Origin of the sequence: Agrobacterium sp. B1(2019) (assembly GCF_008274755.1) — a bacterium.
GTDB classification, from domain to species: domain Bacteria; phylum Pseudomonadota; class Alphaproteobacteria; order Rhizobiales; family Rhizobiaceae; genus Agrobacterium; species Agrobacterium salinitolerans.
This window is the reverse complement of the sequence record NZ_VTPB01000002.1, coordinates 1,076,071-1,102,209: the sequence shown is the minus strand read 5'-3', so window position 1 is coordinate 1,102,209 and position 26,139 is coordinate 1,076,071. Positions and strand designations below refer to the sequence as shown.

Sequence of the window (26,139 nt, the reverse complement as noted above, 5' to 3'; positions counted from 1 at the left end):
CACGATGTCGATCATTTTTCTAGCACAATTCCAGCCAGGCGGCGCCTGATAATTCGCCATGTCTGGTGAGGGCCATGTTTGATCAGGACCTTCTTGGAACTCAAACCTCGCGCGAATACACAGTGTGAAATGTTTTGGCTTGATCCTCTCTGAAAAATCGCGGGAGCTTCGAGGGCGGCCGAAGTGGGCCTGAACCTATCTGCTCCAGCATTACAGTTGCATTTTTGTTTTGAGACAGCCCGTCGAGCGGCCGCCTGAGGGGCGCGTCTCCAGCATGACCATGGGATGACGTAGGCGGGGTTTATGCGACGCTGGGCGAGTCTGATGGCGATGCGCCGGACTTCCTGGATAGACCAGCGGATCAAATCCTGATGGTCGGAATCTGCGGTTTTTTTTGGGGGGGCGTCGCGTCATTGGCGAGGTACCGGATCACCGCCATCACGGCGAAAGCAAGCATGACGCGGGAGACGTTGCGATGCCAGCCATGCCATGACCGGGTTTCTTTGTGATCGAGTCTGAACTCGTTCTTGGCGGTCTCGAAGCTGTCTTCGATCGCCCAGCGATGGCCTTCAACGGCAACGAGCGTCTGGATGTCCGTCCCGGTAGGGCACCATGTGGTGAAGAATGCGAGATCACCGTCGCTGATATTGCGCCGGATCAGAAGGCAACGGGTCCAAAGCCCCGATTTCGTCTCGTTATATTCGTCGGCATCGAGATCGGCGAGTTCGCAGTAGGCCCAGTCATGAAGCCGCGCGCCTCGACTGGAGAGCGACCTGTAGTGATTGCTGCGGACGCCGAGTCAGTAAGGACGCGTATTAGTCATTGTTGTTTGGAATGTTGAGCAGGTGTCCGCAGGCCTTGCAATGGACCGCGTCCACCTCGTGCCTTTGCAGTCCGCATTTTCCGCAAGGAAAGAGTACCTTGCGGGGGCGCACGATCGACTGCGCCAGCCTGACGAAGAGAGAAATACCGACGATCATTGTAACCACGGAGGTCAGTTTTCCGAGAGGTCCAGGAAGCGTAATGTCGCCGAAACCTGTCGTCGTCATCGTCGCGACCGTAAAGTAAAGGGCGTCGATGAAGCCGACTAAACCGCTCTGGTGATAGAAGAAGGTCGTGTAGACAAATCCTGTTACCATGAACAGGAAGACGAGGAAGTTGAGTGATGCGCGCGCAACGTCCTTGTAGTGATGACAACCGAGCCGTTTCAGGATGACGGCGAAGAGCGGGCTTTCGCCCACGGCCCACAGACGCATCGCCCTCAGGAAAGCAAAATTGAAAAGCGCGTTTGGAAACAACAACGTGGCAAGAATAACGAGATCAATCCAAGTCATCGGCCTCTTGAGGAGCACGCCTAAAGAGCCGGTTGCGAATGCACGTGCGAACAGTTCGGCAAGTATCCACACCGCGATCATGTAATCAATGATCAGATAGGAGGGCCCACTGCGCAAAAACGGCCCGAAAATGAAGAACGAGATGATGCTGACATCGATAACAGCAAGCACAGCTTGCCAACGAAGTGCCCACGTGTCGCGCCCGCGCTCGATACGACGCAACTTCATCTTCAAGATCTCGAGACGAGACGAGACGGATCTTCTGGTTCTTGTCGTGAATGTCATTTTTAACGGATAGGCGCGAGTGAAGACAGGGTCAATGCCAGGCAAAAGGCGCGTCATGCGGCAAGGCCGCAACGTTATTGAGGAAGAAGATGGAGCCAAATCGTCGTTTCCGCATTCTCCAACAGCGGAAGATGTCCAGTCTGTGATGATCTTTTGCCGAAACTTGGGGTAAAATCAAAGAGCATATTTAAAATCCATCTGCTCATACGCATAAGGGAAGGCCATTGCAGCTATGAAATCGTTCATCATCAATCCGCCAGTGTTCTACGGGTCGGTGATTGTCATCACCTTGTTCGTCGCGATCGGTATCGTGCTGCCCGGCCAGGCGGAAGCACTTTTTGGTACCATTCAGGGTTCCATTCTCGGCGCTTTCGGCTGGTTCTACCTGCTTTCAGTCGGCATATTTCTGGCGGCGATGCTGCTATTGTGTTTCGGCAGGTTTGGCCAGCTCAAACTGGGACCGGACGATTCAGTACCCGATTTCCGTTTCCTGTCGTGGATTGCGATGTTGTTTGCCGCCGGTATGGGCATCGGTCTCATGTTCTATGCCGTTGGCGAACCGATGACCCACTATATGGCGCCGCCGACCGCCGAACCGAAAAGCGTGGCGGCAATGCGCGAAGCGATGACTGTGACTTTCTTTCACTGGGGCATACACGCCTGGGCGATTTACGCCGTCGTTGGCTTGTCGCTCGCCTATTTCGGTTACCGCTACAACCTTCCGCTGACAGTTCGCTCAGGCTTGTATCCATTGTTGAAGAACAGGATCAACGGCCCGATCGGACACGCGGTCGACATTTTTGCGATTGTCGGCACCATGTTCGGCATTGCGACATCGCTAGGGGTCGGCGTCGCGCAGATCAATGCCGGCCTCAACCACCTTGTCGGCTTGCCGATCAGCACCAGCGTCCAGCTTGTCCTGATTGTCGTGGTGACCGGCATGGCCACCATCTCGGTTGTGACAGGCCTGGATAAAGGCGTGAGAATATTATCGGAGACCAATCTGGTTGTCGCCGTACTGCTCATGCTTTTCGTGCTGATCGCCGGACCGACGACACAGCTCTTCCGGGACTTCGTGCAGAATCTCGGCCTCTATCTCGATACGATCGTCCTGCGAACCTTCAACATTTACGCCTACGAGCCCACGCCCTGGATCGATTCGTGGACGCTGTTTTATTGGGCCTGGTGGATTTCCTGGTCGCCGTTCGTGGGAATGTTCATCGCGCGGATATCTCGCGGAAGAACCGTGCGCGAATTTGTTGCTGCCGTGCTCTTCATCCCGGCCGGTTTTACATTCTTCTGGATGACGGTATTCGGCAATACGGCAATGTTCATCGATACAGGTGTCGCCGCGGGCGCTCTGGGCGCCGCCATCTCGAACGACGTTTCCGTCGGCCTTTTCCGCTTCTTCGGATATTTGCCTCTTTCTGGCGTCACTTCGACACTGGCGGTTCTGCTGGTTTCCATATTCTTCATCACCTCGGCTGATTCCGGGGCGCTGGTGGTGGATTCCATCGCCGCCGGTGGTGAAACGGAAACGACGACGGGCCAGCGGATTTTTTGGTGTTCGATGGAGGGGCTCGTTGCCGCATGCCTGCTGATGGCGGGTGGCCTCACCGCGTTGCAGTCCGCAACTGTTGCCAGCGCATTGCCTTTTACCGTGGTAATGCTGGCCTTGGTCGTGTCGCTGTATCTTGGAATGCAGCAGGATTTAGCGCAGCGTGAGGTGCACAGCAGCCGAAACGTTGGGCCCGCGGAGCCCGCCTCTGGTCAGACCTGGCAACGAAGGCTCGCTCTGATGCTGAGCACCACGACGGAGAAAGAAGTTGCGATCTTCATCGATGACAAGGTCGCACCCGCGTTGGACAAGGTTGCTGCCGAACTTCAGTCTCGCGGGAGACCGACGGAGGTAGATCGGGAGGGAGACGGTCTTGTCACCCTTCGATCTCCAGCGTCTGACGTTCGTGACTTTATCTATGGTGTTTCGGTCCAGAAACATCGGGTTGCAAGCTTCACCACCATCCGCGCAGGCGAGGCAGAGTTTCGATACGAAGCGAGAACCTTTTTCTCCAGCGGCAATAGTGGCTACGATCTGATGGGCATGTCGCAGGATCAGATCATCAGCGATGTCTTGATTCAGTTCGAACGCTACCTGCACCTGGTCAACTCGCCGGAGTTTCAGCTTGTCCATGGCGCGCCGGAACACACGGCATAATGTTCGGATTGCACGAGTTTTGCCCACCCGGCACAAGCGACGGTCCGGGTGGTCGCTTTTGAGGGGAGCTGGCGAGTGATGAAGTCAAAGTGGCGGTGGTGGCTGGGCCAGATCGTTCGACGGATATGGTTCAGGGCAACGCTTTTTTCCATGGCTGGTGTCGTGACTGCTCTGCTTGCCGTCGCGCTTTCGCCTTACATCCCGCAAGAGCTGCCAACAAAAATAGGCGCGGACGCCGTTGACAAGATTCTCGGTATTATTGCCTCCAGCATGTTGACGGTAACGACTTTCTCATTGAGCACAATGGTTTCCGCCTATTCCGCGGCCACCACCAACGTCACGCCGCGAGCCACGAAACTGGTCATGGAAGACAGTACGACACAGAATGTGCTGGCTACCTTCGTGGGCTCCTTCCTTTTCAGTCTGGTCGGAATAATTGCACTTACAACAGGTGCATACGGGGATCGCGGACGCCTCATCCTTTTTGTGGTCACCATCGGCGTGATCGTTCTCATTATCGTCACGCTGCTGCGCTGGATTGATCATCTTTCGCGACTTGGGCGAGTGACCGAAACCACGGAGCGGGTCGAACGGACAACGATTGAAGCACTGACGGCATGGGTGGAGACGCCAAATCTCGGCGGCCACAGATTGCTTGAGGGTGACCCGAGATTAGGAGAGCCCAATACGCCCATCCACCAGAACGAGGTTGGCTACGTTCAGCATGTCGATGCAACGCTGCTCTCCGAGATCGCCGAGGAATTCGATTTTGACATTTTCATTGTCGCTATAGCGGGCAAGCTGGTTGCACCTAACACTCCGCTGGCTTGGGTAAACGGCGAGGTTCATGACAATGTTTACGAGCGTATCGCCTCGGCTTTTACTATTGGTAATGTCAGGTCTTTCGATCAGGATCCTCGCTTCGGTGCTGCGGTTTTATCTGAAATTGCCTCCAGAGCGCTTTCACCGGCCATCAACGATCCGGGCACTGCGATTGATGTGATCTCCCGAGCGATACGCGTGCTTTCCGTCTGGGATTTACAGGACAGCAAAACAAAGGTGCTGCATCCTCGGCTCTTCGTTACCCCAATTCGACTTGAGGACCTGTTTGATGATCTCTTCGTGCCTATCGCGCGAGACGGGGCATGTATCATCGAAGTTGGGCTTCGATTACAGAAAGCGTTTCTTACCCTATCGAAATTCGGCGATGTGGAGTTCAAGAAGATTGCAATGCTGCACGCGGCAAGCGCTCTCAAGCGTGCTGAAGCAACTGCAATGATTGATGAAGACTTGGCCAGGCTACGACATACGGCAGCGCTGCTGAGCAAGAACCTGTCGTAGCCAGAATGTTTCGCCGGGCCTCTGCTTCCTGCGGAAGAACGAGAATTATAACCGAATGGCAAGACGTTCTCTTTGCGCCTTGGACTATGTTTTCCTGTAATTATTAAATTTACGGGGTGAGGGCAGGATCGTTGCCGTCAAGCAGGCGAACGGCGTCATTCATGTCATAGACAAGATACTGCTTCCCGAAATGTAACCCTTTCGACCGTACAGAGATGGAAAGGGCCGGCTCCATTCAGGAGGCAGCCCTTCCATTCATGTTTTCATTGTCGCGACAAAGGCTCACATTGCGGGGAGAACGGTGATGTCGCGCAGCTCACCGTCGGCGCCGGTGATGGAACCAATTTCGGTCGCAGCGCCTGTTTCCAGATCGACGGTGTAAAGCATCTTGCCCGCGGCGAGATAGGCAGTGTTCTTGCCGCCTTCTTCTCCCTGGATATCAAAGGCATAGTTTGCCGGCATTTCCTTCAGACCGAGCTTGCCGATCGCCTTCAATGTTCCGTCATTGGGTTTTGTCTGTTGGATCAGGGCACCGATGGTGGCATCGATATTGTACATTGCCGTTTTCTCGGGCTTGCCGGTCGAGTTGGTGTAGGCCGCAGCGACGATGTTTGGCGTTTCGCCCTTATGCATGTCGCCATCCTCGAACGCGAGTGCGCCATCCACCGTGACGGCCCCGGTATCGGGATGCACGCGGTGATTTGTCGTGCCCGTCATGAAACGCAGACGGTCAGCGGCAGGATTGAAATCAACGACAACCGGCGCATCGGCAAGGGTAAGCATCTTGTCCATCTTGGCGACCTCGGTCGCAGCGCCGGTTTCGAGATCGATGGTGACAATGTTATGATCCGGCGTCACACCGACGATGGTCTTGTTGCCCGGACGAAAATCGATACCGACAAGCCTGTCTACACCGGTAACATCCATCGATTTTGTAACCGCGGGCTTCTCCGTATCGAACATGACGAGGGTCTTGTCTCCCATGAGGCCAAGGACCGGTGCTGAAACGGCAATGCCTGCTGATGCCGTCAGGGCGATGGAGGCGAGAAGAGTGAGGCGGATAGTGCGCATGTGTTTCTCCCGTGAATTGAGCCATTCGGAAGGCGTCGTTTGAACGCTTCCGTCTCTAGGACACGGGGGGCAACGCATTTGGATGCAGACAGGAAAAATTATTTTTAAAGTGCATCCATTAAACTGTCTGATGGGTATTATGCACAGTTGACGGTGCTTTCGATCACGAGTGGAAAGGATTAAAATGCAGACGGGCCCTGTGCCGAACGATCTCGACATGGCGCTTGCAGCCTGCGCGAAAGGCGACAAAAGCGCCTTGCGCTTGATTTTCGATCGCGAGGCCGGCCGTCTGGTCGCGGTCGCCCAACGCATTGTCAAGCGGCGCGAACTGGCCGAGGAGGTCGTTCAGGAGAGCTTTGTGCGAATCTGGACACATGCTCATCAATACCGTGCCGACCAGGGATCGGCACGAGGATGGATTTACGCGATCGTTCGCAACCGGGCACTCAATCTTGTCCGTGATACGAGACGCGAGCTCATCGTTGAGGACGTCGAGATGCTTCGCGATGGTGAAGAAGCAACGGAGGTGGTTGCAGTCTGGCAGAAACTCGACCGGAACTCGCGGCTCTATGAGTGTCTCGGAAGTCTCGATGAGACGAAACGCCAGGGAATCCTGATGGCCTATGTCGCGGGGTACTCCCATGGGGAAATCGCCGGCAGGCTTCAAATTCCCCTGGGAACAACAAAATCCTGGATCAGGCGAGGGCTCATCGCTCTGCGGGAGTGCATGGCATGAAATTTGATCGCAAAGACATTCCCGATCTTGCCGACGACTACGTTCTGGGATTGCTGGACGCCCTCGAGGCCGAGGCTATTGAAGCTGCACTCGTACATGATGCTGCTCTGCGGGCGGCAGTTTCGAGGAGCCGCGAGCGTTTTCTTCCCCTTGATACCACTGTTGAACCTGTCGCGATCAAAGACGACCTGTGGGAAAAAATTGAAACCCGCCTGTTGCCGCAGACCGGTGCTGCATACGGTACGTCGCCCAAGACAGCAAACGACAATAGGTCTAACAGCTGGCGTGGCATTGCCCTCTCTGCCATTGCCGCTAGTCTCCTCCTGGCCACGGGTCTGGCCTTCAGCCTTACCCGCCCGACCGATCCGCTCGTGATCGCCGTGCTCCTTGATGAGAACGGTCAGGTTAAGGCTGTTGTCGAGGATTTTGGAAACGAGAAGGCAACCGTGCGGATGCTGGCTGATTTTGCAGTGCCGCGCGACAAGACGATTCAGCTGTGGACCTTACCTTCGAAGGAGGTCGGTCCCGTTTCTCTCGGATTGATCGAAGGTGTGCGTTCAGCAAAGCTAGAAGGGCCGGCGCTGCCGGCTCCCAGAAGCGATCAGCTCTACGAAATCACCCTCGAGCAGGCGGGTGGTTCACCAACCGGCAGGCCCACCGGGCCCATTCTTGCAAAGGGATTTGCTCGAATGCCGCGATAGGTGTGTTCAGTCCCCGAGAACCGCTCCCTCGCGTCTTGGATCGGCGCTACCGGCCAAACCTTGGGCGCTCACCTCGATCGCATGCAAACCGGAATTCATCTCACCCGGTTTCACCTCGTAACCCAGCGCCTTCAGCGGCCCGACCAGATCTTCCGCGCCGGTGCCTGCCTCGATATCGTAGGTGCCGAACCGGTTGATGAGATGCGGCTGGGCGACGATCGCCTCAACCGGCATGCCCCAGTCGATATAGGCGATCAGCGCCTGCGCCACATAGCCGATGATCTGGCTGCCGCCGGGCGAACCAATAGCGAGCAGCGGTTTTCCATCTTTCATCACGATAGTCGGGGCCATCGAAGAGCGCGGCCGTTTGCCGGGCTCGACTCGGTTGGCGATCGGCAGGCCGCCATCGTGGGTTTTGAAGGAAAAGTCCGTCAACTCGTTATTGAGCAGGAAGCCGTTCGTCATCAGACGCGAGCCGAAACCGCTTTCGATCGTCGTCGTCATCGAAACAACGTTGCCTTGCCTGTCGACGATGACGAAATGGCTCGTCGAGGGCAACTCAAGCGCGGCATCCCGGCCGAAAAGCAGCGCATGGTCCCATTCCGGCTCGCCGGCCTTGACGGCATCTTTGGCCAAGGCCTTTTCGCCGTCGAGCAAGCTCGCCCTTTCGCTTAGATAGGCCTTGTCGAGCAGGCCCTTGACCGGTAGCGGCACGAAATCGGTGTCAGCGACGTAACGCTCGCGGTCGGCGAAGGCAAGACGCTGCGCATCGCCGATAATGCGCCAGCTTTCGACATTTTTTGGCCCCAGCGACCTTAGATCGAAGTTCTCCGCCATGCCGAGTATCTGGCCAATGGCGATACCGCCAGAAGATGGCGGCCCCATGCCGCAAACATCAAGCGCACGATAGATAAAGCAGACAGGCTCGCGTTCGATGACGCGATAATTGGCAAGGTCGGAAAGCGACAGCACGCCGGCATTGTCGGCCGCCTCGCGCACGGTTTTGACGATGGCCTCGGCAATTTGCCCCTTGTAAAACGCATCTGCACCGCCTTTGGCGATCATTGCAAGCGTTTCGGCATAGGACGGGTTCTTCAACGAAGTACCAGCCTGCAAGGCGGCGCCGGCGGTGTCAAAGAAATAGGACCGCGCCTCTGGATATGTCTTCAGCCGGTCACCCTCGGACGCGATCAGAGAAGCAAGGCGAGGCGACACCTGAAAGCCCTCGGTCGCCAGCGTTTCCGCCGGTTTCAGCAGGCTCGCCCATTCCACCTTTCCATAGCGTTTATGAGCCTCCTCCAGAAGTCGCACCGTTCCCGGCGTTCCGACGGAACGGCCGCCGATGACCGCGTTCATGAATTTAAGCGGCTGGCCATTTTCATCCAGGAAGAGTTTTGGCGTGGCTTCCATCGGTGCCGTCTCCCGGCCATCCAACGTCGTCAGCTTGCCGCTTTCTGCGTGGTAATAAACGAGGAAGGCGCCGCCGCCGAGACCGGAGCTCTGTGGTTCAACGAGGCCCAGCACGGTCTGCACCGCCACCATCGCATCTATGGCGTTGCCGCCCGCCGCAATCACGTCGCGTCCCGCTTTGGTCGCCAGCGGATTGGCTGCGGCGACCATGAAGTTCTTCGACTCGACTCGTTTGGCGGTGGCAAGCCCGGTTGCCCTTTCCGGCGCCACCGTGTCGGAGGCCTGCTGGGCGGAGGCGATTGCGGTGGAAAACATCAAGGCAAGAACAGCCTCACAGAGAAATCTCATTTTCATCGGCCTCATCCTTCAGAGCGGCGCAAACCATGAATGTGAGAAGGGCAAATCTCGCAGGGCGCTTGAGATCAACTCTCGGGCGACTGCCCTTCCCGGTCAAACATTCGATTTTAATGGCAGTGTGATCAGCCAATCTGGAACGACGATCTGCCGGGCGCCGTTCAGCGTTCAAGTTCGTAAGAAAACACAACAGCCTCCGGGTTGGCCAGAATATTCGGCGCTAATGGAATGCAGCAAGCTCCCGCAAGTCCCAGTTCATTCTCACTATCGCCTTATGTCAGGCCTTCACCCCGTGCAGGATGAGGCGCTAACCCTTTATACCGCTCGCTGCGATACTGGAGATGAACAGTCTCTGCAGGCAGAGATAAAAAATCAGCACCGGCAGCGTAATGATGGTCAGATAAGCCATGACTTCACCCCAGGGCGTGTTTAGCTGGAAAAAGTATTGCAGCCCGACCATGACAGGTCTGTATGTCTCGGATTGAGTGACAAGAAGCGGCCATAGATATTGCTGGCTGTACATGACGAGAAATTTCAAGATCGCAGCGGTTGCGATCACCGGGCCGCTGAGCGGCATCACCACCTGCGCATAGATCCGCAGCCAGCCGGCCCCGTCGATGCGCGCCGCCTCCAGCAACTCCTTCGGGAGATCCTTGAAATATTGCACGAAAAGGAAAATCGTCAGCCCGTCTGCGATCCATGGGATGATCTGCACATGCCAGGAGTTGAGCCATCCCCAGGTAAACCCGTTGCTGCCAATCCACGGCAGGCTGTTGACTTCCAGCAGCAACGGCACGGCAATGGTTTCAAAGGGAATGATGAGCGTGGCGAGGATGATCGAGAAGAGAACATCCTTTCCGCGCCAGTTCAAGAAGGTGAAGGCGAAGGCCGCAAGCGAGCCAAGCAGCAGGGCGAGAAACACGGTAACGCCCGTCACCAGCACCGAGTTGAATATGAAGGTCGCAATCGGCGCCCGCGCGAAAGCTGCTGTATAGTTTTCAAACGAAAGATCCCCGACCGGCAGAAAGGCTCGTATCGACGTGGCGTCATTCAGCAACTGGTCGTTCGGTTTTAGCGACGAGAACCCCATGAACAACAGCGGCAAAATGAATATCGCCGCGAAGGCGAGCAAAAGTAGATAGTTGCCGATGAGAAAGCCAAGGCTTTTGCGTTGTCCGGCCTGCATCATTGCTTCTCCCTTGTGAGGTATCGCTGGGTCAGCGAAATGCACAGAACAAGCAGGAACAGCACGACCGAAATTGCGGAACCGGCCGCAATGTCCTGCTGGCGGTATCCTCGCTCAACCGCTTGATAGACGATGCTTTGTGTAGAATCGCGAGGGCCGCCTTTGGTCATCACGTCGATCTGCGCAAAAAGCGCAAAAGCCTGCATGGTAATGACGATGACAATCAACACCGCCGTGTTGCGCAGCAGAGGCCAGGTTATCATGTGGAACCTTTGCCAGCGACTAGCCCCTTCGATGTCGGCTGCTTCGTAAAGATCCGGAGAGATGGTTTGCAGACCGGAGAGCCAGATGACCATGTGGAACCCGACGCCCTGCCAGACCGACATCACCAGAATGGCCCATAAAGCAGTATCGGTTCTGCCCAGCCAGTCGACAGGTTGAAACAGTCCGAAGCTCATGTAGCCCAAAAGGCTGTTCAAGAGCCCGTTGTCGGCTGCATAGATAAACCGCCAGAGCAGCGCCACCACTACAACCGACAGCACCACCGGCATGAAGTAGATCGCGCGAAAAACCGTGACGCCGGGTATCTTCTGGTTCACCAGCAGGGCAAGAAACAACGCCAGCGCCGCCTGAACCGGCGCGACGACCGCCACGAAAGACAGCGTATTGACGAGCGCTGTTAAAAACACGACGTCGCGCGCCAGAATGACGACTTGATCATCGCCCCAGGTGAAGCTCTTATATTCCCGCATCCCTTCCAGATGGGGATAGTCAGGATTGTTGCGGGTGAAATTTCGAATTCTCGGATAGGAGACGGAGCCATCCGCATCCTGGCTGATGCTGCCGTCCGCCTCTTTTTCCGGCTCGAGCGTCAGCACGCCGATACCCAGCAGCCGGGTGTAATTTTCAACGCCGACAAACTCGGTCGGATTGGGAGATGTCAGCCGCTGGTTGGTGAAGGAAAAACCGAGCCCCAGCAAAAAGGGTGCGATCAGAAACAGACCGATCAGCACCATCGCCGGGGCAGCCATGAACCAACCCGTGAAGCTGTCCCGGGTCAGTTTCCCCTTTGAAGAAAAGAGCGCCATCGATAACCTGCCCTTATTTGGGTTGGTAACCGGAATTGCGCTCTATATTATTGTTTATCTCGTCGGTTGCGTTATCCAGCGTATCGGCAACATCCGCGCCGTTGGCAATGTCGGAAACAGCCTTGGAAAAGACCGGCGAAATGAAGGCGTAAGCCGGAGTGACCGGCCGCAACGTCCCCTGACGTTTGGACAGCTCGAAGAAAACCTCAAGCGGGCCGCCCTGTTTGTAGTTCTTCGTCATCTGGGCAGCCGAAGATGTGGCCGGGATAAGACCGATCGCGTCGGAAAACTGCGCGAGATATTTGTCCTGTATGGCGAATTCGATGAAGGCGGATGCACCTTGCGGATGCTTGCTGGTGGCCGATACGCCAAACTGCCACGATCCGGCGCCGATCTTCGGGCCTTTCCCGAAATCAGGCGCAGGCAGGAACAACAGGTCATCGCCGTATTTCTCCAGCGCCTTCACCGCAACCCAGTTGCCCATCCATTGCAAGGCATGTCGACCTTCCAGAAATCCGGTTTCGTGATCGGCAGGCGATTGCGAGGTTCCCGGTGCGAGCTTCTTTTCGAACAGGGACTGCCACCATTCTCCGAACCTGACGGCGTTGTCTCCATTAAGCGCGCCCTCGGCGGTCTGGTTGTTTTCCTTGTTGATCAAGCTGCCGCCGAAACTCTCCAGAAACGGGCTGAAGGCATAGCTGTACCACTCGGTTTTATCGGCCATGCCAAGGTCCAGCGCATATTCGAACTTGCCGGTGGCTGCGAGCTTTTCAAGCGCCGCGTTGAACTCTTCGCCGGTCCAGGGCTGTTCCAGCGTTGGAATACGAATACCATTTTCATCGAGAACGGATTTGCGGGCGAATACAGCTACGGCTGCATCCCACAACCCGACGGAATAGAGCTTGTCTCCCCACTTACCCACGGCGCCGGGCAGGAAGTTCGCAAGCTTTGCCTCATCGATCTTTAGAGGTTGCAGATAACCGGACCAGGCTCAGTTCGGCATGTTCGGCCCATCGACATCCAAAATGTCAGGCAACTTGCTGGAAAGCGCAGCGGCGGTGACGGATTCGTTATATGCGGTTTGAGGGAACTCTTGTAACGATACCCTCCAGTCTGACTGGGATGAATTGAAGTCCTCGATGATGCCGGTCAGGATCTTGCGCTCTTCAACGTTTCCAGCACCATGATACCACATCGTCAGCTCGGTCTGCGCCAGCGCAACGGTGGAAAAAAGCGTCGACAAGGCTGCTGCTGCCCCCACTAAAATGGCTTTTGCGATCATGGATAGTCCTCCTCCTGATGAAGGGTAACTTCAACATCCACAGATTGTTCCGCAAAAAATTTGCGTTCTGGCATTGCGTCGTCTCGAGAACGCGACAGGAAGAAGCTTTCCAGGCATGAACATCAAGGAGAAACAACAAGGGGCCGGGCCAGGCCTTGCGAAGATCGATGTTGCCAGCATCACGCCCTGGAATTCAGGTGGCCGGGGTGTTCCACGATCAACGTTCGGTCAGTTTCGGCGCAATTTGACAAGTGCATCCAGCGCTATCCGGCCGCCGCCATAGACAACGAGGGTCAGCGCCATGGCAGCCCAGGGCAGGTGGAAATTGGCCCAGCCATCCGGAACGGTAAGCTGGATCACCGCCGTCATCGCCAGCAGACCCAAAGCGGCGTAACGGGTGAAAAGGCCAAGAACCAGCAACACGGGCAGAACGAGTTCGGCAATGCCTGAGGCCGCCGCCATGACCAGTGGCATGGGGTAGGGGATCAGGTTGCCGAAGATATGCAGCCTGAATTCCTGTTCGAACAGATATCTGGCGCCGGTTGATAACGTCAGAAATCCGTCCCATTTGGTCAGTCCCGATTTGAAGAACGGAATTGCCAGGCCAAACCGCAGCGCCAAAAGCGGCAATGATTGTGGAATGGAGGCGAGCAGGCATTCGGCGTGGCGATGAAGTGCTGCAAGCGCGCCACCGAGGCTGCGTACGGAGGCAAGTTCTGTGGTCATGGAAGGTCCCCTTCACGGTGTTCAACGGCGCTGAAAGCGCCAAGGCCGATCAGGCCAATCAAGGCCGATCCGAAATCAAACGAAGATGTTGCGGCCAAGGCCGTCTCAGCCGCTTCGCCAAGGCTTGCGCCGGCAAAGAGACGCGACGCGAAAGCAACATCTGCCGATGGCAGGACGTTGATCTCGACCTGCATGGCCGGCCGTACGACAAGCACCGTTTCGGCTCGCCAGTCGACAGGCGGTGTCACGGTTTCGCCCTGGTGGGCGTTCCAGATGCTGCCGGCCGGAAACGGCGATTGCACAAGCCGGGCCGAGGGATGGGGGATAAGCACCCTATCGAGAAGGTGTTCGGGTGAAAGGGCGGCGAGTTGGGAGACTTCGAGCGGCGCTCTGTCTGCCGCGTGATAGGCCGTGCTCCACGCCGCCTCGATCCGCGCCACATCCGCAAGATAGGCGAGAGACGATGCCGGCGGAAAAGTCGCAACAAAATCCGGGAAATCGTCGCCGTACTGCATGATGAGCGGTGAGGCCGGTTTGCGGTCGGCGGCATAGGCACGCGCCATTCCGGCAAAGAACTCAACGCCAACCAGCCGTTTCGTCACTGGAAAACGTTGCCCCAACGCCGTTGTCAGCCCGACATAGACGTTGTTGCGATAGACGGCGAAACGCGAGGGATCGGCAGCACCGCGCGCGGTGGTGATACCGGGCGGTAGCGGTTGGCCCGGATCGAGCAGGGCGGAGGCAAAGGCGCCTTGGCTTTCGTAAAACCGCATGGTCATGCCGCCTGGCTGGAGCGGCGTTTCAGGGCCGCTTCGTTCAACATGGTGTCAGCACGCACCGCCTCCACCTGAAGCGTCGCAAAGTCTGGCACGTCGTTGTCCCATTCGATCAGGGTTGGCAAAGCGCCGCTGCGCGATAGCGTGTGCCGGTATAGCTCCATCACATCGGATCTGACGGCGGTGCCGTGGGCATCGATCAGCAGCCGGTCTCCAACGCTGTCGACGGTCTCGTCATAACCGGCAAGGTGGATTTCGCCCACCAGCTCGACCGGGAAACGGTCGATATAGGCGACCGGATCGAGGCGATGGTTCACCGCCGAGACCATGACATTGTTCACATCGAGCAACAGGCCGCATCCGGTTCGGCTGGCAATGGCGGTGAGGAAATCCACCTCATCGATGGTGCTTTCTGAAAACAGCACATAGGTTGATGGATTTTCAAGCAGCATTTGCCGGCCCAGCCATTGCTGGGTCTCATCGACATGGTCGGCGACACGCGACAGGGTTTCGGCCGTGTAGGGCAAGGGCAGAAGATCGTTGAGGAAACCGGTGTCATGGGTCGACCAAGCCAGATGCTCCGAAAAGCTCTGCGGCCGGTAACGATCGATAAGGTCGCGAAGCCGTCTCAGATGCCCTGTGTCGAGGCCACGGGCCGAACCGATCGACAGGCCGACGCCATGCAACGACAGGGGATAGAGCGCTGCAACGGCTTCAAGATAACGGTGCGGCGGGCCACCGGCGCCCATGTAGTTTTCCGCATGAACTTCGAAAAAACCGATATCCGGCCTGGCGTCGAGAATAGTGTCGTAATGTTCCGGCTTGAGTCCGAGGCCAGCACGGGGTGGCAGGACGGTGGCGCGGTCGGCTGAAACGGTCATTGCTGGTCTCCCGGTTTTGGCGGATGAGGGGGAGGCCCGGCAAGCGGGCCTCCGGTGTCGCGGCTCAGCTTTTAGACGGCTCCAGCATGCCCTTGTGGCCATCCACGTTCATCGTGGTGCACGTGCCGGCGGGTACGGCTTTCCAGGCATTACCCTGATAATCCATGGTGGAGGTTCCGGCGCAGGTCGTGCCGGCGCCGGCAGCGCAATCATTCTGCCCCTTCAGGGCGATGCCGTAGCATTTCTCGTTTCCGGCCATCTTTTCCGGCGCCAGCGGCGCAGCAAAAGACACAGATGCGACAGCGCTTGCGAGTGAGCCTGCCAAAGCGAGGGTGAGCGTGGAACGGTTCATAAATGATCTCCTCTTGGATGTCCGCAGACCGTTCATCGGCCGCGTATGGCTGTATTCGATCTCTCCGGGCGCGACGTTACAGCTTGAGGCGAACACGAAAGCGTGATCGCAATCTGTGACGAACGATTTTTGTCTCAACGCTCGGCGCACATCATCGCGGCCTGCAGACGGCGCCGGCCGTCGCAGTATTTGATTTTTCCGCTCTCTCTACTCCAGCCCGGTTTTCGTCGAGCAACTCGACATTGAAAAAACATCATGCCGTGATATAAACCGGTTGGGAGACTGTATCATTCGGGGGGGAACAGATGAACGACGTCAGTGAGATTGCAAAATTGTCTTCGTTGCTTGAAACGCGACTTTTGCAACATGGCCTGATTGAAAGGCCGGGCGGTGCAGTTCGAACCCTGCCCGCTGATTTTCTCGAAAAATTCGACGGGCTGATTGATAATTCAACGGAACTGGAAGGTCTTTTGCGGATTGGCTATGCGGCCAGGCAGGGCGAAACGCTATCGGCTCCGGTCGCGAGCGCCGCACGATTTATGATTCAGGAAGTGTGTGAAGCCCTCTTCGACCGGAATGAACTGCAAGCGTTTCGCCGGACACACTGATTGATGGGTGTGTGTGACATTTTGCGTTCCTCGGTTTCTCTCACTGTGGCTTTGGTCTTGTGCGTCCTGCTGAATTTGGTTGGTGCGCCAGCCGTTGCCCAGACTGACTGTGCCGCCGCCGCTGAAACATTCATGCGCGGGACGTCGGGCAGATTGCTGTCGGTAAGCTCCAGAGGCGATCAATGTGTCGTCACTTATCTGATGCATCGAAGAGACAAACGGCCGATTCGGGTGTCGCAGGACTTATCATTGGGAAGGACTGACATCCTTCAGGCCGGTGATGAGAAGGGCTTCTCGCAAAAATAAAAACGTCGATGAGTAGCTGGATTACGACTGCGCCTCGTAGGATTGCGCGGCCGCCAGCCGATTGATCAGCGATCTATCCGCTTGGGAACTCCGGTGCGGCCGGTTGTACCTCTTCAGTTTTGTCAATCGTTGTTGTTGTTGTTGGGCCGACATGGTTCTCGTCGCTTTACCCCGACATGCGTGACGCGCAACACCTAAATGTGACCAAAATGTGTTCAGCTCGGACGCGTCGCGTCTGCCGCTTTATATCATTCCGTGATATAGTTTGCGGCTATCGGCGGAGGAGGATGTGGTCGTGTTTCGTGCGGTGCCAACAACAACTCGGATATTGGCTGCAATCAAGGTTGCTGGCCGCGCGCTCGATGAAACCTACGGCTGGCTGATCTTGTGGCTTCCAATCGCTCCGGTAATCATTGTTGCCGGTGCAACGATGATTGCCTTGACTGGTGACAGTGTAACGCCACTCTGGTTAAGGCTGTTGGCGGGCATCGTCACCGCGACAAGTATTTTCGTCATTATATTTGGTGGATTTTTCAGCGCTTTGTTTTTCGCAGGGGCGGCGTGGCGACTTGCGCGGTCGCCTCAGCCTGGCAAAAAATCGATCGGCTCCGCTCAGCTGGAGCTTGGTCGATGGTTTTGGGTGTCGGGCACGGTATTGACATTGCTGTGGCTGATCCCGTTTGCGATTACCATGGAGAATATCGCTTCAATGGTCATATCGTCCGCGGCCGTGACGCAGCCTTTAGGTTAGTTCGTTCAGATCGCGCAGTTTCCCAAGGGATTCGACAAGCAGGTCTTGATTGGCCAAAAGTCCTTCCAGATGTATTCTGGCAAGCGTTCGTAAAATGTGTTCGCCCTTTGGGGTGAGGCTAATCAGAATGCTCCTTTTGTCTCTCTGTGACGGTGTTCTTTCCACCAGACCGGCCGCCGCCAGCCGGTCGACCAATTGCACCGCCCCATGCGCCTGGATGAGCATCAGTTCCGAGAAATCCCGTATTCTCATTTTCCCTTCCGGTGCGGTCTTGATGACCAGCATGGCCTGGTATTGCTGCGAGGTGACGTCGGCTTTTGCGAGAGCAGCGTCACTGAGCGACAGGAAGCGCCGCATGGCAAGCCGAAAGCCGGCAAGTCCATCATAGAGAGTAGAGGGGAGTTCAGCGTCTTCCGCGACATCTCCAGCGAGGCTCATTCGTAAAACCCTTCCAATAATTCACGGTATGACACTACATTATTATGGTCCGATTTAGGAGGACTGTGCGCGCAGCAAGCCCTATGAACACAGGCCCGAAATGGCTTGGGGGTCATTGTGGTTCCCGCGAACTCCAATCTGCCGTCCCGGCCATAAAAAGATGGCGAGTTGCAAGAAGGCTGGCGGCGGCTTGTCGCCGAGCGATCAATAGGGCCGCACCCGCATGTCCAATTATGTTTCCACCAGCGAGATCCGTGCAGCGTTTTCAAGCGCCATGTCAGAAATGTACCGTGAGGAGGTTCCTGCCTACGGCACGCCGATGGCACTCGTCAATGACGAGGCGCTGAAGCGCAATCCTTTCCGTGTCTTCGGATGCCGACTGTTTCGTAAAGGAGGTGCTGGAAACATTTCGTTGGCATGACAAGGCCAATGTCGATTTGCATATGCCTTTCGGAGAAGCCACTCGTTCCGAGGACTCCTATTACGTCGTTTATCCGGAGAGAAAGGCGAATAACCGCAACGTTGTGCTGTTCAGAGACTGGCTTATCAGGCAATCCCGAAAACATGCAGATCAATAGGCCAATCTACCAGGCATTTGATATTCCATAAATCGTGATTTCGATGCTCGGAGCCGTCTGCGGCGCGGCGAATTGTCAGCACTTGCCTATCCCGGGTAACACTTCATTTAGTGATTTTGTGAAATCTAAAATACGCAGGTTCCAAGGTTTCATCGGCGGAGCCGGTAGAACAAGCGGACCCGGAACGACCCGCCCGGCGGCGGCTCGAAAAAGGCGTCCGCTTGTCGCCCTATGAGGGGCAACAGCTACCCGCGATGTTTCATTATATATTCCCCGGCCTCCCGCGAGGGCGGTTGGAGAAATGCTTGCCTTGAGGCCATTCATGTCTTTCCTGAACAATACCAAGATAAAAACAAAGGTCGTTTTTGTCATCGCGCTGATGAGCCTGATGTCGCTTTCCGGCATAGGCTACGTCAGCCTGCAATATAAAAGCACCGACAACGTCTATAGCGATTTCATCGGCCATGAGGCCCTTGCTGCGGTTCTGAACGCCAGAACCAGCGGAAACCTCAATGCGCTCGGCATGCAGATGCTTCGCGCCAGCCTTAACGACCCGACGAGCGCTGATTTCGAAGCCGCTGTCAAAACCTTCAGAGCCGACCGTAAGCAGCTTGAGGAACGTCAGAACAAGATCATGGAACTGGTGCCGGCGCGCACCGATGCCGCGCGCGATATCCTCAAGGGTGTTGTCGAAGTCGAGGAGATCGGCAATCAGGTCATCGCCCTCATGCAGGCAGGGCAACGCGCCGAAGCGCAGCAGATGGCGCTCAACGTGCTTCGGAAAATTGCCGAAGTCTCGCCAAAGATCAGCGCCGGCAATGAGCAGCTCATCCAGGTGATGAATGAGGGTAGAGAACGCCTTACCGCCAGCACCAATACGACGATCTGGACAGGCCTGATTACGCTCGCGCTTGTTTCGCTGGCCGTGATCGCACTTGGCCTGCTCATTTCCTCCCGGGGCATCACCACCCCGATTGCGCGACTTCGCGCGCGCATGGAATCGCTCGCGGCCGGCGATACGGCAAGCGAAATTTCCGGGATGGATCGCAGGGATGAAGTCGGCCAGATGGCTGCCGCGGTTCAGGCGTTTCGCGAGAGCGCAATCGAACGCCTCCGGCTTGAGACTGAGACGGAAGCCAACCGGTCGACTTCGGAAAAGGACCGGATCGAGCGTGAAAAACAGAAGGCCAGGGAGGCCGCCGACGTACAGTTTGCCGTCGACAATCTTGCCACGGCCCTTTCGAAAATAGCCCAGGGCGACGTTACTTACCGGATCGTTCAGCCGTTCGTCTCCGGTCTCGACGGTATACGTGGTGATTTCAACCGGGCTGCGGAACAGTTGCAGTCGACCTTGAGCCAGGTGGCGCAGAACGCCCGCGGTATCGACGCCGGCGCCAACGAGATCAGGTCTGCGGCGGACGATTTGGCCAAGCGCACGGAGCAGCAGGCGGCTGCCGTTGAAGAGACTGCGGCTGCGCTGGAAGAGATCACCACGACGGTGAAGGACGCCACGAAACGGGCGCAGGAAGCAGGTCACCTCGTCGGCCGCGCCAAAGTCGGCGCTGAAAAGTCTGGAGAGGTGGTGCAGCAGGCCGTCGCCGCAATGGAGCAGATCGCGACATCCGCCAATGAGATTTCCAACATCATCGGCGTGATCGACGAGATCGCCTTCCAGACCAATCTCCTGGCGCTGAATGCGGGCGTGGAAGCTGCCCGTGCGGGCGAGGCGGGCAAGGGTTTTGCCGTTGTGGCGCAGGAGGTTCGCGAATTGGCGCAACGATCCGCCGGCGCCGCCAAGGAGATCAAGAACCTGATCACGACATCCAATGGTCAGGTTCAGCAGGGCGTGCAGCTGGTTGGTGAAACCGGCAAGGCGCTGGAACTGATCGTGACAGAGGTGCAGGAAATCAACCGGCACGTCGCCGCCATCGCGGAATCGGCGCAGGAGCAATCCTCCGGTCTTCAGCAGATCAATACGGCCGTGAACCAGATGGATCAGGACACCCAGAAGAACGCCGCCATGGTGGAGGAAAGCACTGCCGCCAGCCACGGGCTTGCACGCGAGGCCTCTTCGCTCAACGGGCTGATCGCCCAGTTCAAACTGTCCGAAGGCGGTTATGGCGAGACCTCTGCCCCCGTGCGCACGGCGTCGGTTGCCGACAGGCCCGCAGCGTCTCCCGCGCGTGCGCTTGGCGGCAGGATAAGGGCTGCGTTTTCAGGCAATGCCGCGTTGAATACCGCCCCCGACAACTGGGAGGAGTTTTGATCCTTGCCCTGTCTTTACGGCGCCTTCAGCTGAGGCGCTGAAAGCGTGGCTCTAAATATTGGCCCCGGTGATTGGAGGTTTTGGACTCCGATCACCGGCACCCTGCTTTTGGGCAATATCAGCCGGCCCGTCGCGGAGCAGGAATTGTGGCCGTGCCGACCGGAGAAAACGGCGGTGCGACCCTAGTCCAGCATCACCATATGCGCGGGTAACTGCTCTTCGAAGAATTTCGAGAAAGTCGCGATGCGGGGCGGCAGCGTCTGATAGGGCGGATAATAAAGCGTCAGCCAGAGTTCCGGCGGAGCCCACTCAGGCAGGACATGAACGAGCCGGCCGCTGCGGATATGTTCGGCAATGTGAAATCCCGGCAGCATGGCCACACCGGCACCTTCCGCCGCCATATCGGCCAGAACCTCGCCATTATTGGCGCTGAATGCGCGGCCGGCCGAGATGGCGATGCTCGATCCGCCGTCCGACAGGACCCAGTTCTCCCGCCGGCTTTCACCGCTATAGGCAAGGCAATCGTCAGGGGTCAGTTCGCTCGGATGTCGCATCTGCGTAAACCGGCTGCCCGGGGCCGCCACCAATATTCTCGGCACGGCCCTGATCTTGCGCCAGATGGTGAATTTGTCCGATGGGGCCGACGAAATGCGGATCGCCAGATCGTAGTCGTCATCCACGATATTGATCAGGCCGTCCGAGAGCGAAATCTCGAAGCACATTTTCGGATAAAGTTCCCGAAAACCCGACAGGATCGGCGGCAGCACCGTCTTGCCGAGCCATGTCGGCGCGCTGATCCTCAGACGCCCTTCATCGGCTTTATGCGCGTTGCGGACATCGCGCCGGGCGTTCTCCAGCGCCTCGACCGCCGGCTGGATCTGTGCGGCAAAGACGGCGCCGTCGGTCGTCAACGACACCTGACGGGTGGTGCGGACAAACAACTGCACACCGAGATCATCTTCAAGCGCGGCAATCGCACGGGTGACGGCGGCAGCTGTCATGCCCAGTTCGCGGGCGACCTGCGCGAAGTTGCGTTTTTCGGCCGCCATCAGGAAGGTTTTGAGAGCTTTATAATCGTTCATCGCTATTATTTCAAAAATCGCAATTCATTCGAGAGAAATATTGCAATTCCGCGAGGCAATCAAGCGGGTTACATCTTTGTCCATCGAAACGGACACACCAAAGACGAAAGGCGCCGACGATGATCAAGGATATCAAGGGCCTGCACCACGTCACCTCCATGGCGTCGGATGCGCGGCAGAACAACAGTTTCTTCACCGATACGCTCGGCCTGCGCCGGGTCAAGAAAACCGTCAACTTTGACGAACCCAGCGTCTATCACCTCTATTACGGTGACGAAAAGGGAACACCGGGTACGGTCATGACCTATTTTCCCTTCGCCAACATGATGACCGGTCGTCCCGGTGTTGGCGAAGTGGGCGAGACGCAGTTTTCCATCCCGAAGGGTTCGCTGGGCTTCTGGAAAGAGCGTCTCATTGCCAAAGGCGCCGTCGGCATTCAGGCCGACACGGTTTTTGGTGCCAATCGCCTGCGCTTCACCGGTCCCGATGGCGATGGCCTTGCACTGATCGAAACCGGCGATGACGCCCGTGCCGCCTGGCTGGCCGAGGGAATTTCCGAAGATAACGCCATACGCGGTTTCACCGGTGCACGCTTTAATTTGCATGACACTGCCGCAACTGAAGAACTGCTGCGTTTCATGGGTTATGATCGGACTGAAGTTGAAGGCAATGTGACACGTTTCGCCATTCCCGGCGGGAACGGGGCAGATACGATCGACCTTGCGGCCCTGCCCAAGACCCCCTTTGCCCGTCCGGGAGCAGGTTCTGTTCACCATATCGCCTTCGCGGTCGAAAACCGCGAGAAGCAGCTGGAAGTGCGCAAAGCGCTGATGGATACGGGCTATCAGGTCACCCCCGTCATCGACCGCGATTATTTCTGGGCGATCTATTTCCGCACGCCGGGCGGCATCCTGTTCGAGATCGCCACCAATGAACCCGGTTTCGATCGCGATGAGGATACCGCGCATCTGGGCGAAGCGCTCAAGCTGCCGAACCGCTACGAACCTTTCCGCAATCAGATCGAGGCGAACCTCGCTCCGCTTGCGGCATAAAGCGGGCCTTTGCTCCGCATCGACTGACTGAAGCATATCCACGCCATTCAAGACGGCTACCCCGCCGGTAGCCGACTGGCCAAGCCTTCTCAATTTCCATAGCCGCAGACCGGCAACAACCACCTGAACGGAGAACTGAAAATGTCCAAGCTCGAAGTCCTTACCCCCGCCAACAGCCAGCTCATCTTCATCGACCAGCAGCCGCAGATGGCTTTCGGTGTGCAGTCGATCGACCGGCAGACCCTGAAAAACAATGTCGTCGGCCTCGCCAAGGCGGCAAAGATTTTCAGTATCCCGACGACCATTACCACGGTCGAAACGGAAAGCTTCTCCGGCAACACCTTTCCGGAACTGCTCGCTGTCTTCCCGGAAAACGACATTCTCGAGCGCACCTCGATGAATTCCTGGGACGACCAGAATGTTCGCGATGCGCTGGCAAAGAATGCGGCGGCCGGCCGCAAGAAGATCGTCGTCTCCGGCCTTTGGACGGAAGTCTGCAACACCACCTTCGCGCTCTCAGCGCTCCATGATGTCGCGGATTACGAGATCTACATGGTGGCGGACGCCTCCGGCGGCACCTCTGTCGATGCGCATAAATATGCCATGGACCGCATGGTGCAGGCCGGTGTCATTCCGGTCACCTGGCAGCAGGTGCTGCTTGAATGGCAGCGCGACTGGGCACGCAAGGAAACCTACGACGCCGTCACCTCGCTGGTAAAGGAACATTCCGGCGCCTACGGCATGGGTATCGACTATGCCGTCACCCATGTCCATGGCGGTGAAGAACGCGTCAAGCACGGCAAGCGCATCGGCCCGAACCCGGCCAAGAAATAAGCTTTCAACCATGACGCGCCGGCAGGATTGATATCCGGGCCGGCGTGGCTTTATCCGTCCATAGGAGGTTTCCATGAAAGTCTATCTTCTGTCGCTTGGCGCCGGCCTACTCGTCGGCATCGTTTACAGTCTGCTCAACGTGCGCTCCCCCGCGCCTCCCGTTATCGCACTGGTCGGCCTGCTGGGTATCCTGGTCGGAGAACAGATCATCCCCTTCGCGAGGACGATCATTGACAGGGAACCGGCCGCCGTTTCGTGGTTCAACCAGATCAAGCCGCATATGTTCGGCCATATGCCCAAGGGTGGTGCTGAAACGACTGATCTTGCGCAGACGCAGCAGCCAACCAGCCGGGAGAAAAGCTGATGCCGACACGACGCACTTTCCTCGGCGCGGCATCCAGTCTCGCCTTTCCGAATCTGTTTTCACCGGCTAAGGCCGCTGATCCCATCAAGAGCGGAGGTTCTTCCATGCATCCAGATACGATCCTTCACAACGGCCGCGTCACGACGCTCGACCGCGGCAATCCGAATGCAACAGCAGTGGCCATCAAGGATGGCCTGTTCCTGGAGGTGGGAAGCGATGCCGAGGTCATGGCCCTTGCCGGGCCGGATACGAAGATCGTCGACCTGAAGGGCAAGCGGGTTCTGCCCGGCCTGATCGACAACCACACCCACGTCGTGCGCGGCGGCCTGAACTTCAACATGGAACTGCGCTGGGATGGCGTGCGCTCGCTGGCAGACGCCATGGACATGCTGAAGCGGCAGGTGGCCATTACTCCAGCTCCACAATGGGTACGTGTCGTCGGCGGTTTCACCGAGCATCAATTCGTTGAAAAGCGCCTGCCGACCATCGAGGAGATCAATGCGGTGGCGCCTGACACGCCGGTCTTCCTGCTGCATCTTTACGACCGGGCGCTGCTGAACGGTGCCGCCCTTCGCGCCGTCGGCTACACGAAGGATACGCCGAACCCGCCCGGGGGCGAGATCACCCGCGATGCGAACGGTAATCCGACCGGCCTGCTGCTTGCCAAGCCGAATGCCGGCATTCTCTATTCGACGCTTGCCAAGGGGCCGAAGCTGCCGCTCGATTATCAGGTCAATTCCACACGCCATTTCATGCGCGAGCTGAACCGGCTAGGTGTGACCGGCGTGATCGATGCCGGTGGCGGCTTCCAGAATTATCCTGACGACTACGAAGTGATCCAGAAACTGTCGGATGAGAACCAGATGACGGTTCGGCTGGCCTATAATCTGTTCACCCAGAAGCCGAAACAGGAAAAGGAGGACTTCCTCAACTGGACGCAATCGGTCAAATACAAGCAGGGTAACGACTATTTCCGGCACAATGGTGCAGGCGAAATGCTGGTCTTTTCCGCTGCCGATTTCGAGGATTTCCGCCAGCCACGGCCGGACATGCCGCCGGAAATGGAAGGCGAACTCGAAGACGTCGTCCGGATTCTGGCGGAAAACCGCTGGCCCTGGCGTCTGCACGCCACCTATGACGAGACGATTTCGCGGGCGCTCGACGTCTTCGAAAAGGTCAATCGCGATATCCCGCTCGAAGGCCTGAACTGGTTCTTCGACCATGCCGAAACCATCTCCGATCGCTCCATCGACCGTATCGCCGCCCTTGGCGGCGGCATCGCCACCCAGCACCGGATGGCCTATCAGGGCGAATATTTCGTCGAGCGTTACGGCCAGGGCGTGGCGGAAGCCACACCGCCTATTGCCCGGATGCTGGAAAAGGGCGTGAACGTTTCGGCCGGTACGGATGCAACGCGCGTCGCCTCCTATAATCCATGGGTGTCGCTGTTCTGGATGGTGACGGGCAAGACGGTGGGCGGCATGCAGCTTTATCCGCGCGCCAACTGCCTCGACCGCGAGACGGCGCTGCGCATGTGGACCGAAAAAGTCACCTGGTTTTCCAACGAGGAAGGCAAGAAGGGCCGCATCGAAAAAGGCCAGTTCGCCGATCTCGTGGTGCCGGACAAGGACTATTTCTCCTGCGCGGAGGATGAAATCTCCTTCCTTACCTCCGAATTGACCATGGTCGGCGGCAAGATCGTCTATGGCGCCGGTGACTTCAGAACGCTCGATGAAAGCAATATTCCGCCCGCTATGCCCGACTGGTCGCCTGTGCGAACCTTTGGCGGTTATGCCGCCTGGGGAGAGCCGCAGGGTGCTGGGAAAAATTCGCTCAGACGCGCAGCCATCACCTCTTGCGGTTGCGCTAGCGATTGCGGCGTTCATGGTCATGACCATGCCGGTGCATGGACGTCGAAACTGCCGATTGCTGACCTCAAGGGGTTCTTCGGCGCGTTGGGCTGCTCCTGCTGGGCAGTCTGAGCCGATCTTAAAGACCCAACGGGCGGCACATGCCGCCGCCCGTTGGCATGAAAATCGACCGCAAACTCAATATTGCAAAAATAACAATTATATCGAAACTATTGATGCAATTGTTGGCGGCAATCCTTTGCGCCAATATC

At 57.3% G+C, this 26,139-nt stretch carries 24 protein-coding genes and 2 pseudogenes; 12 read left to right on the top strand and 14 right to left on the bottom strand.

What is annotated here, in order from left to right; translation table 11 throughout:
• Positions 1-361: 361 nt before the first annotated feature.
• Both AGR1_RS19885 and AGR1_RS19880 read right to left on the bottom strand, forming a co-directional pair.
• Positions 362-763 (bottom strand): annotated as a pseudogene (locus AGR1_RS19885) (transposase); the annotation flags it as partial.
• A 52-nt stretch (positions 764-815) separates the two neighbouring features.
• The gene (locus AGR1_RS19880) at positions 816-1,562 is read right to left on the bottom strand and encodes a potassium channel family protein (protein ID WP_236760819.1); all 747 of its coding nucleotides are present in this window, start codon (positions 1,560-1,562) and stop codon (positions 816-818) included.
• A gap of 289 nt (positions 1,563-1,851) precedes the next feature.
• Here AGR1_RS19880 and AGR1_RS19875 point away from each other — a divergent pair, with 289 nt between their 5' ends.
• Both AGR1_RS19875 and AGR1_RS19870 read left to right on the top strand, forming a co-directional pair.
• The gene (locus tag AGR1_RS19875) at positions 1,852-3,834 is read left to right on the top strand and encodes a BCCT family transporter (RefSeq protein WP_149147945.1); all 1,983 of its coding nucleotides are present in this window, start codon (positions 1,852-1,854) and stop codon (positions 3,832-3,834) included.
• 78 nt (positions 3,835-3,912) lie between these two features.
• On the top strand, positions 3,913-5,175 hold the full coding sequence (locus AGR1_RS19870; protein WP_149148028.1) for a DUF2254 domain-containing protein: 1,263 nt from the start codon (positions 3,913-3,915) through the stop codon (positions 5,173-5,175).
• A gap of 282 nt (positions 5,176-5,457) precedes the next feature.
• Here AGR1_RS19870 and AGR1_RS19865 read toward each other — a convergent pair whose 3' ends face one another.
• Positions 5,458-6,246, bottom strand: a complete 789-nt coding sequence (locus tag AGR1_RS19865; RefSeq protein WP_149147944.1) for a DUF4394 domain-containing protein — start codon at positions 6,244-6,246, stop codon at positions 5,458-5,460.
• A 184-nt stretch (positions 6,247-6,430) separates the two neighbouring features.
• Between AGR1_RS19865 and AGR1_RS19860 the strand changes: the two genes are divergently transcribed.
• Both AGR1_RS19860 and AGR1_RS19855 read left to right on the top strand, forming a co-directional pair.
• Positions 6,431-6,982 (top strand): sigma-70 family RNA polymerase sigma factor, encoded by a 552-nt coding sequence (locus AGR1_RS19860; protein WP_149147943.1) that lies wholly within the window; start codon positions 6,431-6,433, stop codon positions 6,980-6,982.
• On the top strand, positions 6,979-7,683 hold the full coding sequence (locus AGR1_RS19855; protein WP_149147942.1) for an anti-sigma factor: 705 nt from the start codon (positions 6,979-6,981) through the stop codon (positions 7,681-7,683). The genes AGR1_RS19860 and AGR1_RS19855 overlap by 4 nt, the downstream gene beginning before the upstream one ends.
• Positions 7,684-7,689: 6 nt before the next feature.
• On the opposite strand, the gene ggt is transcribed toward AGR1_RS19855, so the two are convergent.
• The 9 genes and pseudogenes from ggt to AGR1_RS19815 all read right to left on the bottom strand — a co-directional run bounded on the left by ggt (position 7,690) and on the right by AGR1_RS19815 (position 15,738).
• On the bottom strand, positions 7,690-9,447 hold the full coding sequence (gene ggt / locus AGR1_RS19850; RefSeq protein ID WP_149147941.1) for a gamma-glutamyltransferase: 1,758 nt from the start codon (positions 9,445-9,447) through the stop codon (positions 7,690-7,692).
• 307 nt (positions 9,448-9,754) lie between these two features.
• Entirely contained in the window at positions 9,755-10,636 is an 882-nt protein-coding gene (locus AGR1_RS19845; protein ID WP_080794694.1) for a carbohydrate ABC transporter permease, read from the bottom strand.
• Positions 10,633-11,721, bottom strand: a complete 1,089-nt coding sequence (locus AGR1_RS19840; protein WP_149147940.1) for a sugar ABC transporter permease — start codon at positions 11,719-11,721, stop codon at positions 10,633-10,635. The genes AGR1_RS19845 and AGR1_RS19840 overlap by 4 nt, the downstream gene beginning before the upstream one ends.
• A gap of 13 nt (positions 11,722-11,734) precedes the next feature.
• Positions 11,735-12,700: pseudogene (locus AGR1_RS19835) on the bottom strand (extracellular solute-binding protein); the annotation flags it as partial.
• Between the two features lie 12 nt (positions 12,701-12,712).
• A complete protein-coding gene (locus AGR1_RS29910) occupies positions 12,713-13,003 on the bottom strand; it encodes a hypothetical protein (RefSeq protein ID WP_246669677.1) in 291 nt (96 codons plus the stop codon).
• A 228-nt stretch (positions 13,004-13,231) separates the two neighbouring features.
• Positions 13,232-13,729, bottom strand: coding sequence for a DoxX family protein (locus AGR1_RS19830; protein ID WP_149147939.1), 498 nt, complete (start codon positions 13,727-13,729; stop codon positions 13,232-13,234).
• Complete coding sequence (locus AGR1_RS19825) at positions 13,726-14,508, bottom strand: DNA-binding domain-containing protein (protein WP_149147938.1); 783 nt, start codon at positions 14,506-14,508, stop codon at positions 13,726-13,728. Before AGR1_RS19825 ends, AGR1_RS19830 begins: the two co-directional genes overlap by 4 nt.
• Positions 14,505-15,386, bottom strand: coding sequence for a DUF692 domain-containing protein (locus tag AGR1_RS19820; protein WP_149147937.1), 882 nt, complete (start codon positions 15,384-15,386; stop codon positions 14,505-14,507). The genes AGR1_RS19825 and AGR1_RS19820 overlap by 4 nt, the downstream gene beginning before the upstream one ends.
• A gap of 64 nt (positions 15,387-15,450) precedes the next feature.
• Positions 15,451-15,738, bottom strand: a complete 288-nt coding sequence (locus tag AGR1_RS19815; protein WP_080794706.1) for a DUF2282 domain-containing protein — start codon at positions 15,736-15,738, stop codon at positions 15,451-15,453.
• 305 nt (positions 15,739-16,043) lie between these two features.
• Here AGR1_RS19815 and AGR1_RS19810 point away from each other — a divergent pair, with 305 nt between their 5' ends.
• Together AGR1_RS19810 and AGR1_RS19805 are read left to right on the top strand one after the other, a co-directional pair.
• Positions 16,044-16,346, top strand: a complete 303-nt coding sequence (locus tag AGR1_RS19810; RefSeq protein WP_077983593.1) for a hypothetical protein — start codon at positions 16,044-16,046, stop codon at positions 16,344-16,346.
• A 601-nt stretch (positions 16,347-16,947) separates the two neighbouring features.
• Positions 16,948-17,403 (top strand): hypothetical protein, encoded by a 456-nt coding sequence (locus tag AGR1_RS19805; RefSeq protein ID WP_136902978.1) that lies wholly within the window; start codon positions 16,948-16,950, stop codon positions 17,401-17,403.
• On the opposite strand, the gene AGR1_RS19800 is transcribed toward AGR1_RS19805, so the two are convergent.
• Entirely contained in the window at positions 17,395-17,841 is a 447-nt protein-coding gene (locus AGR1_RS19800; protein ID WP_080794712.1) for a MarR family transcriptional regulator, read from the bottom strand. The two genes, AGR1_RS19805 and AGR1_RS19800, sit on opposite strands and share 9 nt — an antisense overlap.
• 223 nt (positions 17,842-18,064) lie before the next feature.
• Here AGR1_RS19800 and AGR1_RS29905 point away from each other — a divergent pair, with 223 nt between their 5' ends.
• Positions 18,065-18,262, top strand: coding sequence for a DUF1338 family protein (locus tag AGR1_RS29905; protein WP_246669688.1), 198 nt, complete (start codon positions 18,065-18,067; stop codon positions 18,260-18,262).
• Positions 18,263-18,741: 479 nt separating this feature from the next.
• On the top strand, positions 18,742-20,685 hold the full coding sequence (locus AGR1_RS19785; protein ID WP_080794736.1) for a methyl-accepting chemotaxis protein: 1,944 nt from the start codon (positions 18,742-18,744) through the stop codon (positions 20,683-20,685).
• Between the two features lie 182 nt (positions 20,686-20,867).
• Here the strand turns inward: AGR1_RS19785 and AGR1_RS19780 are convergent, their stop codons facing one another.
• The gene (locus AGR1_RS19780) at positions 20,868-21,767 is read right to left on the bottom strand and encodes a LysR family transcriptional regulator (protein ID WP_080794738.1); all 900 of its coding nucleotides are present in this window, start codon (positions 21,765-21,767) and stop codon (positions 20,868-20,870) included.
• Between the two features lie 119 nt (positions 21,768-21,886).
• Here AGR1_RS19780 and AGR1_RS19775 point away from each other — a divergent pair, with 119 nt between their 5' ends.
• From AGR1_RS19775 to AGR1_RS19760, 4 genes are all read left to right on the top strand, one after another.
• The gene (locus AGR1_RS19775; protein ID WP_080794740.1) at positions 21,887-22,819 is read left to right on the top strand and encodes a VOC family protein; all 933 of its coding nucleotides are present in this window, start codon (positions 21,887-21,889) and stop codon (positions 22,817-22,819) included.
• A gap of 141 nt (positions 22,820-22,960) precedes the next feature.
• Positions 22,961-23,653, top strand: a complete 693-nt coding sequence (locus AGR1_RS19770; RefSeq protein ID WP_149147936.1) for a hydrolase — start codon at positions 22,961-22,963, stop codon at positions 23,651-23,653.
• A 73-nt stretch (positions 23,654-23,726) separates the two neighbouring features.
• Positions 23,727-24,017 (top strand): XapX domain-containing protein, encoded by a 291-nt coding sequence (locus AGR1_RS19765; protein ID WP_080794744.1) that lies wholly within the window; start codon positions 23,727-23,729, stop codon positions 24,015-24,017.
• Positions 24,017-25,999, top strand: coding sequence for an amidohydrolase (locus AGR1_RS19760; protein WP_149147935.1), 1,983 nt, complete (start codon positions 24,017-24,019; stop codon positions 25,997-25,999). The genes AGR1_RS19765 and AGR1_RS19760 overlap by 1 nt, the downstream gene beginning before the upstream one ends.
• The last annotated feature ends 140 nt before the right edge of the window (positions 26,000-26,139 follow it).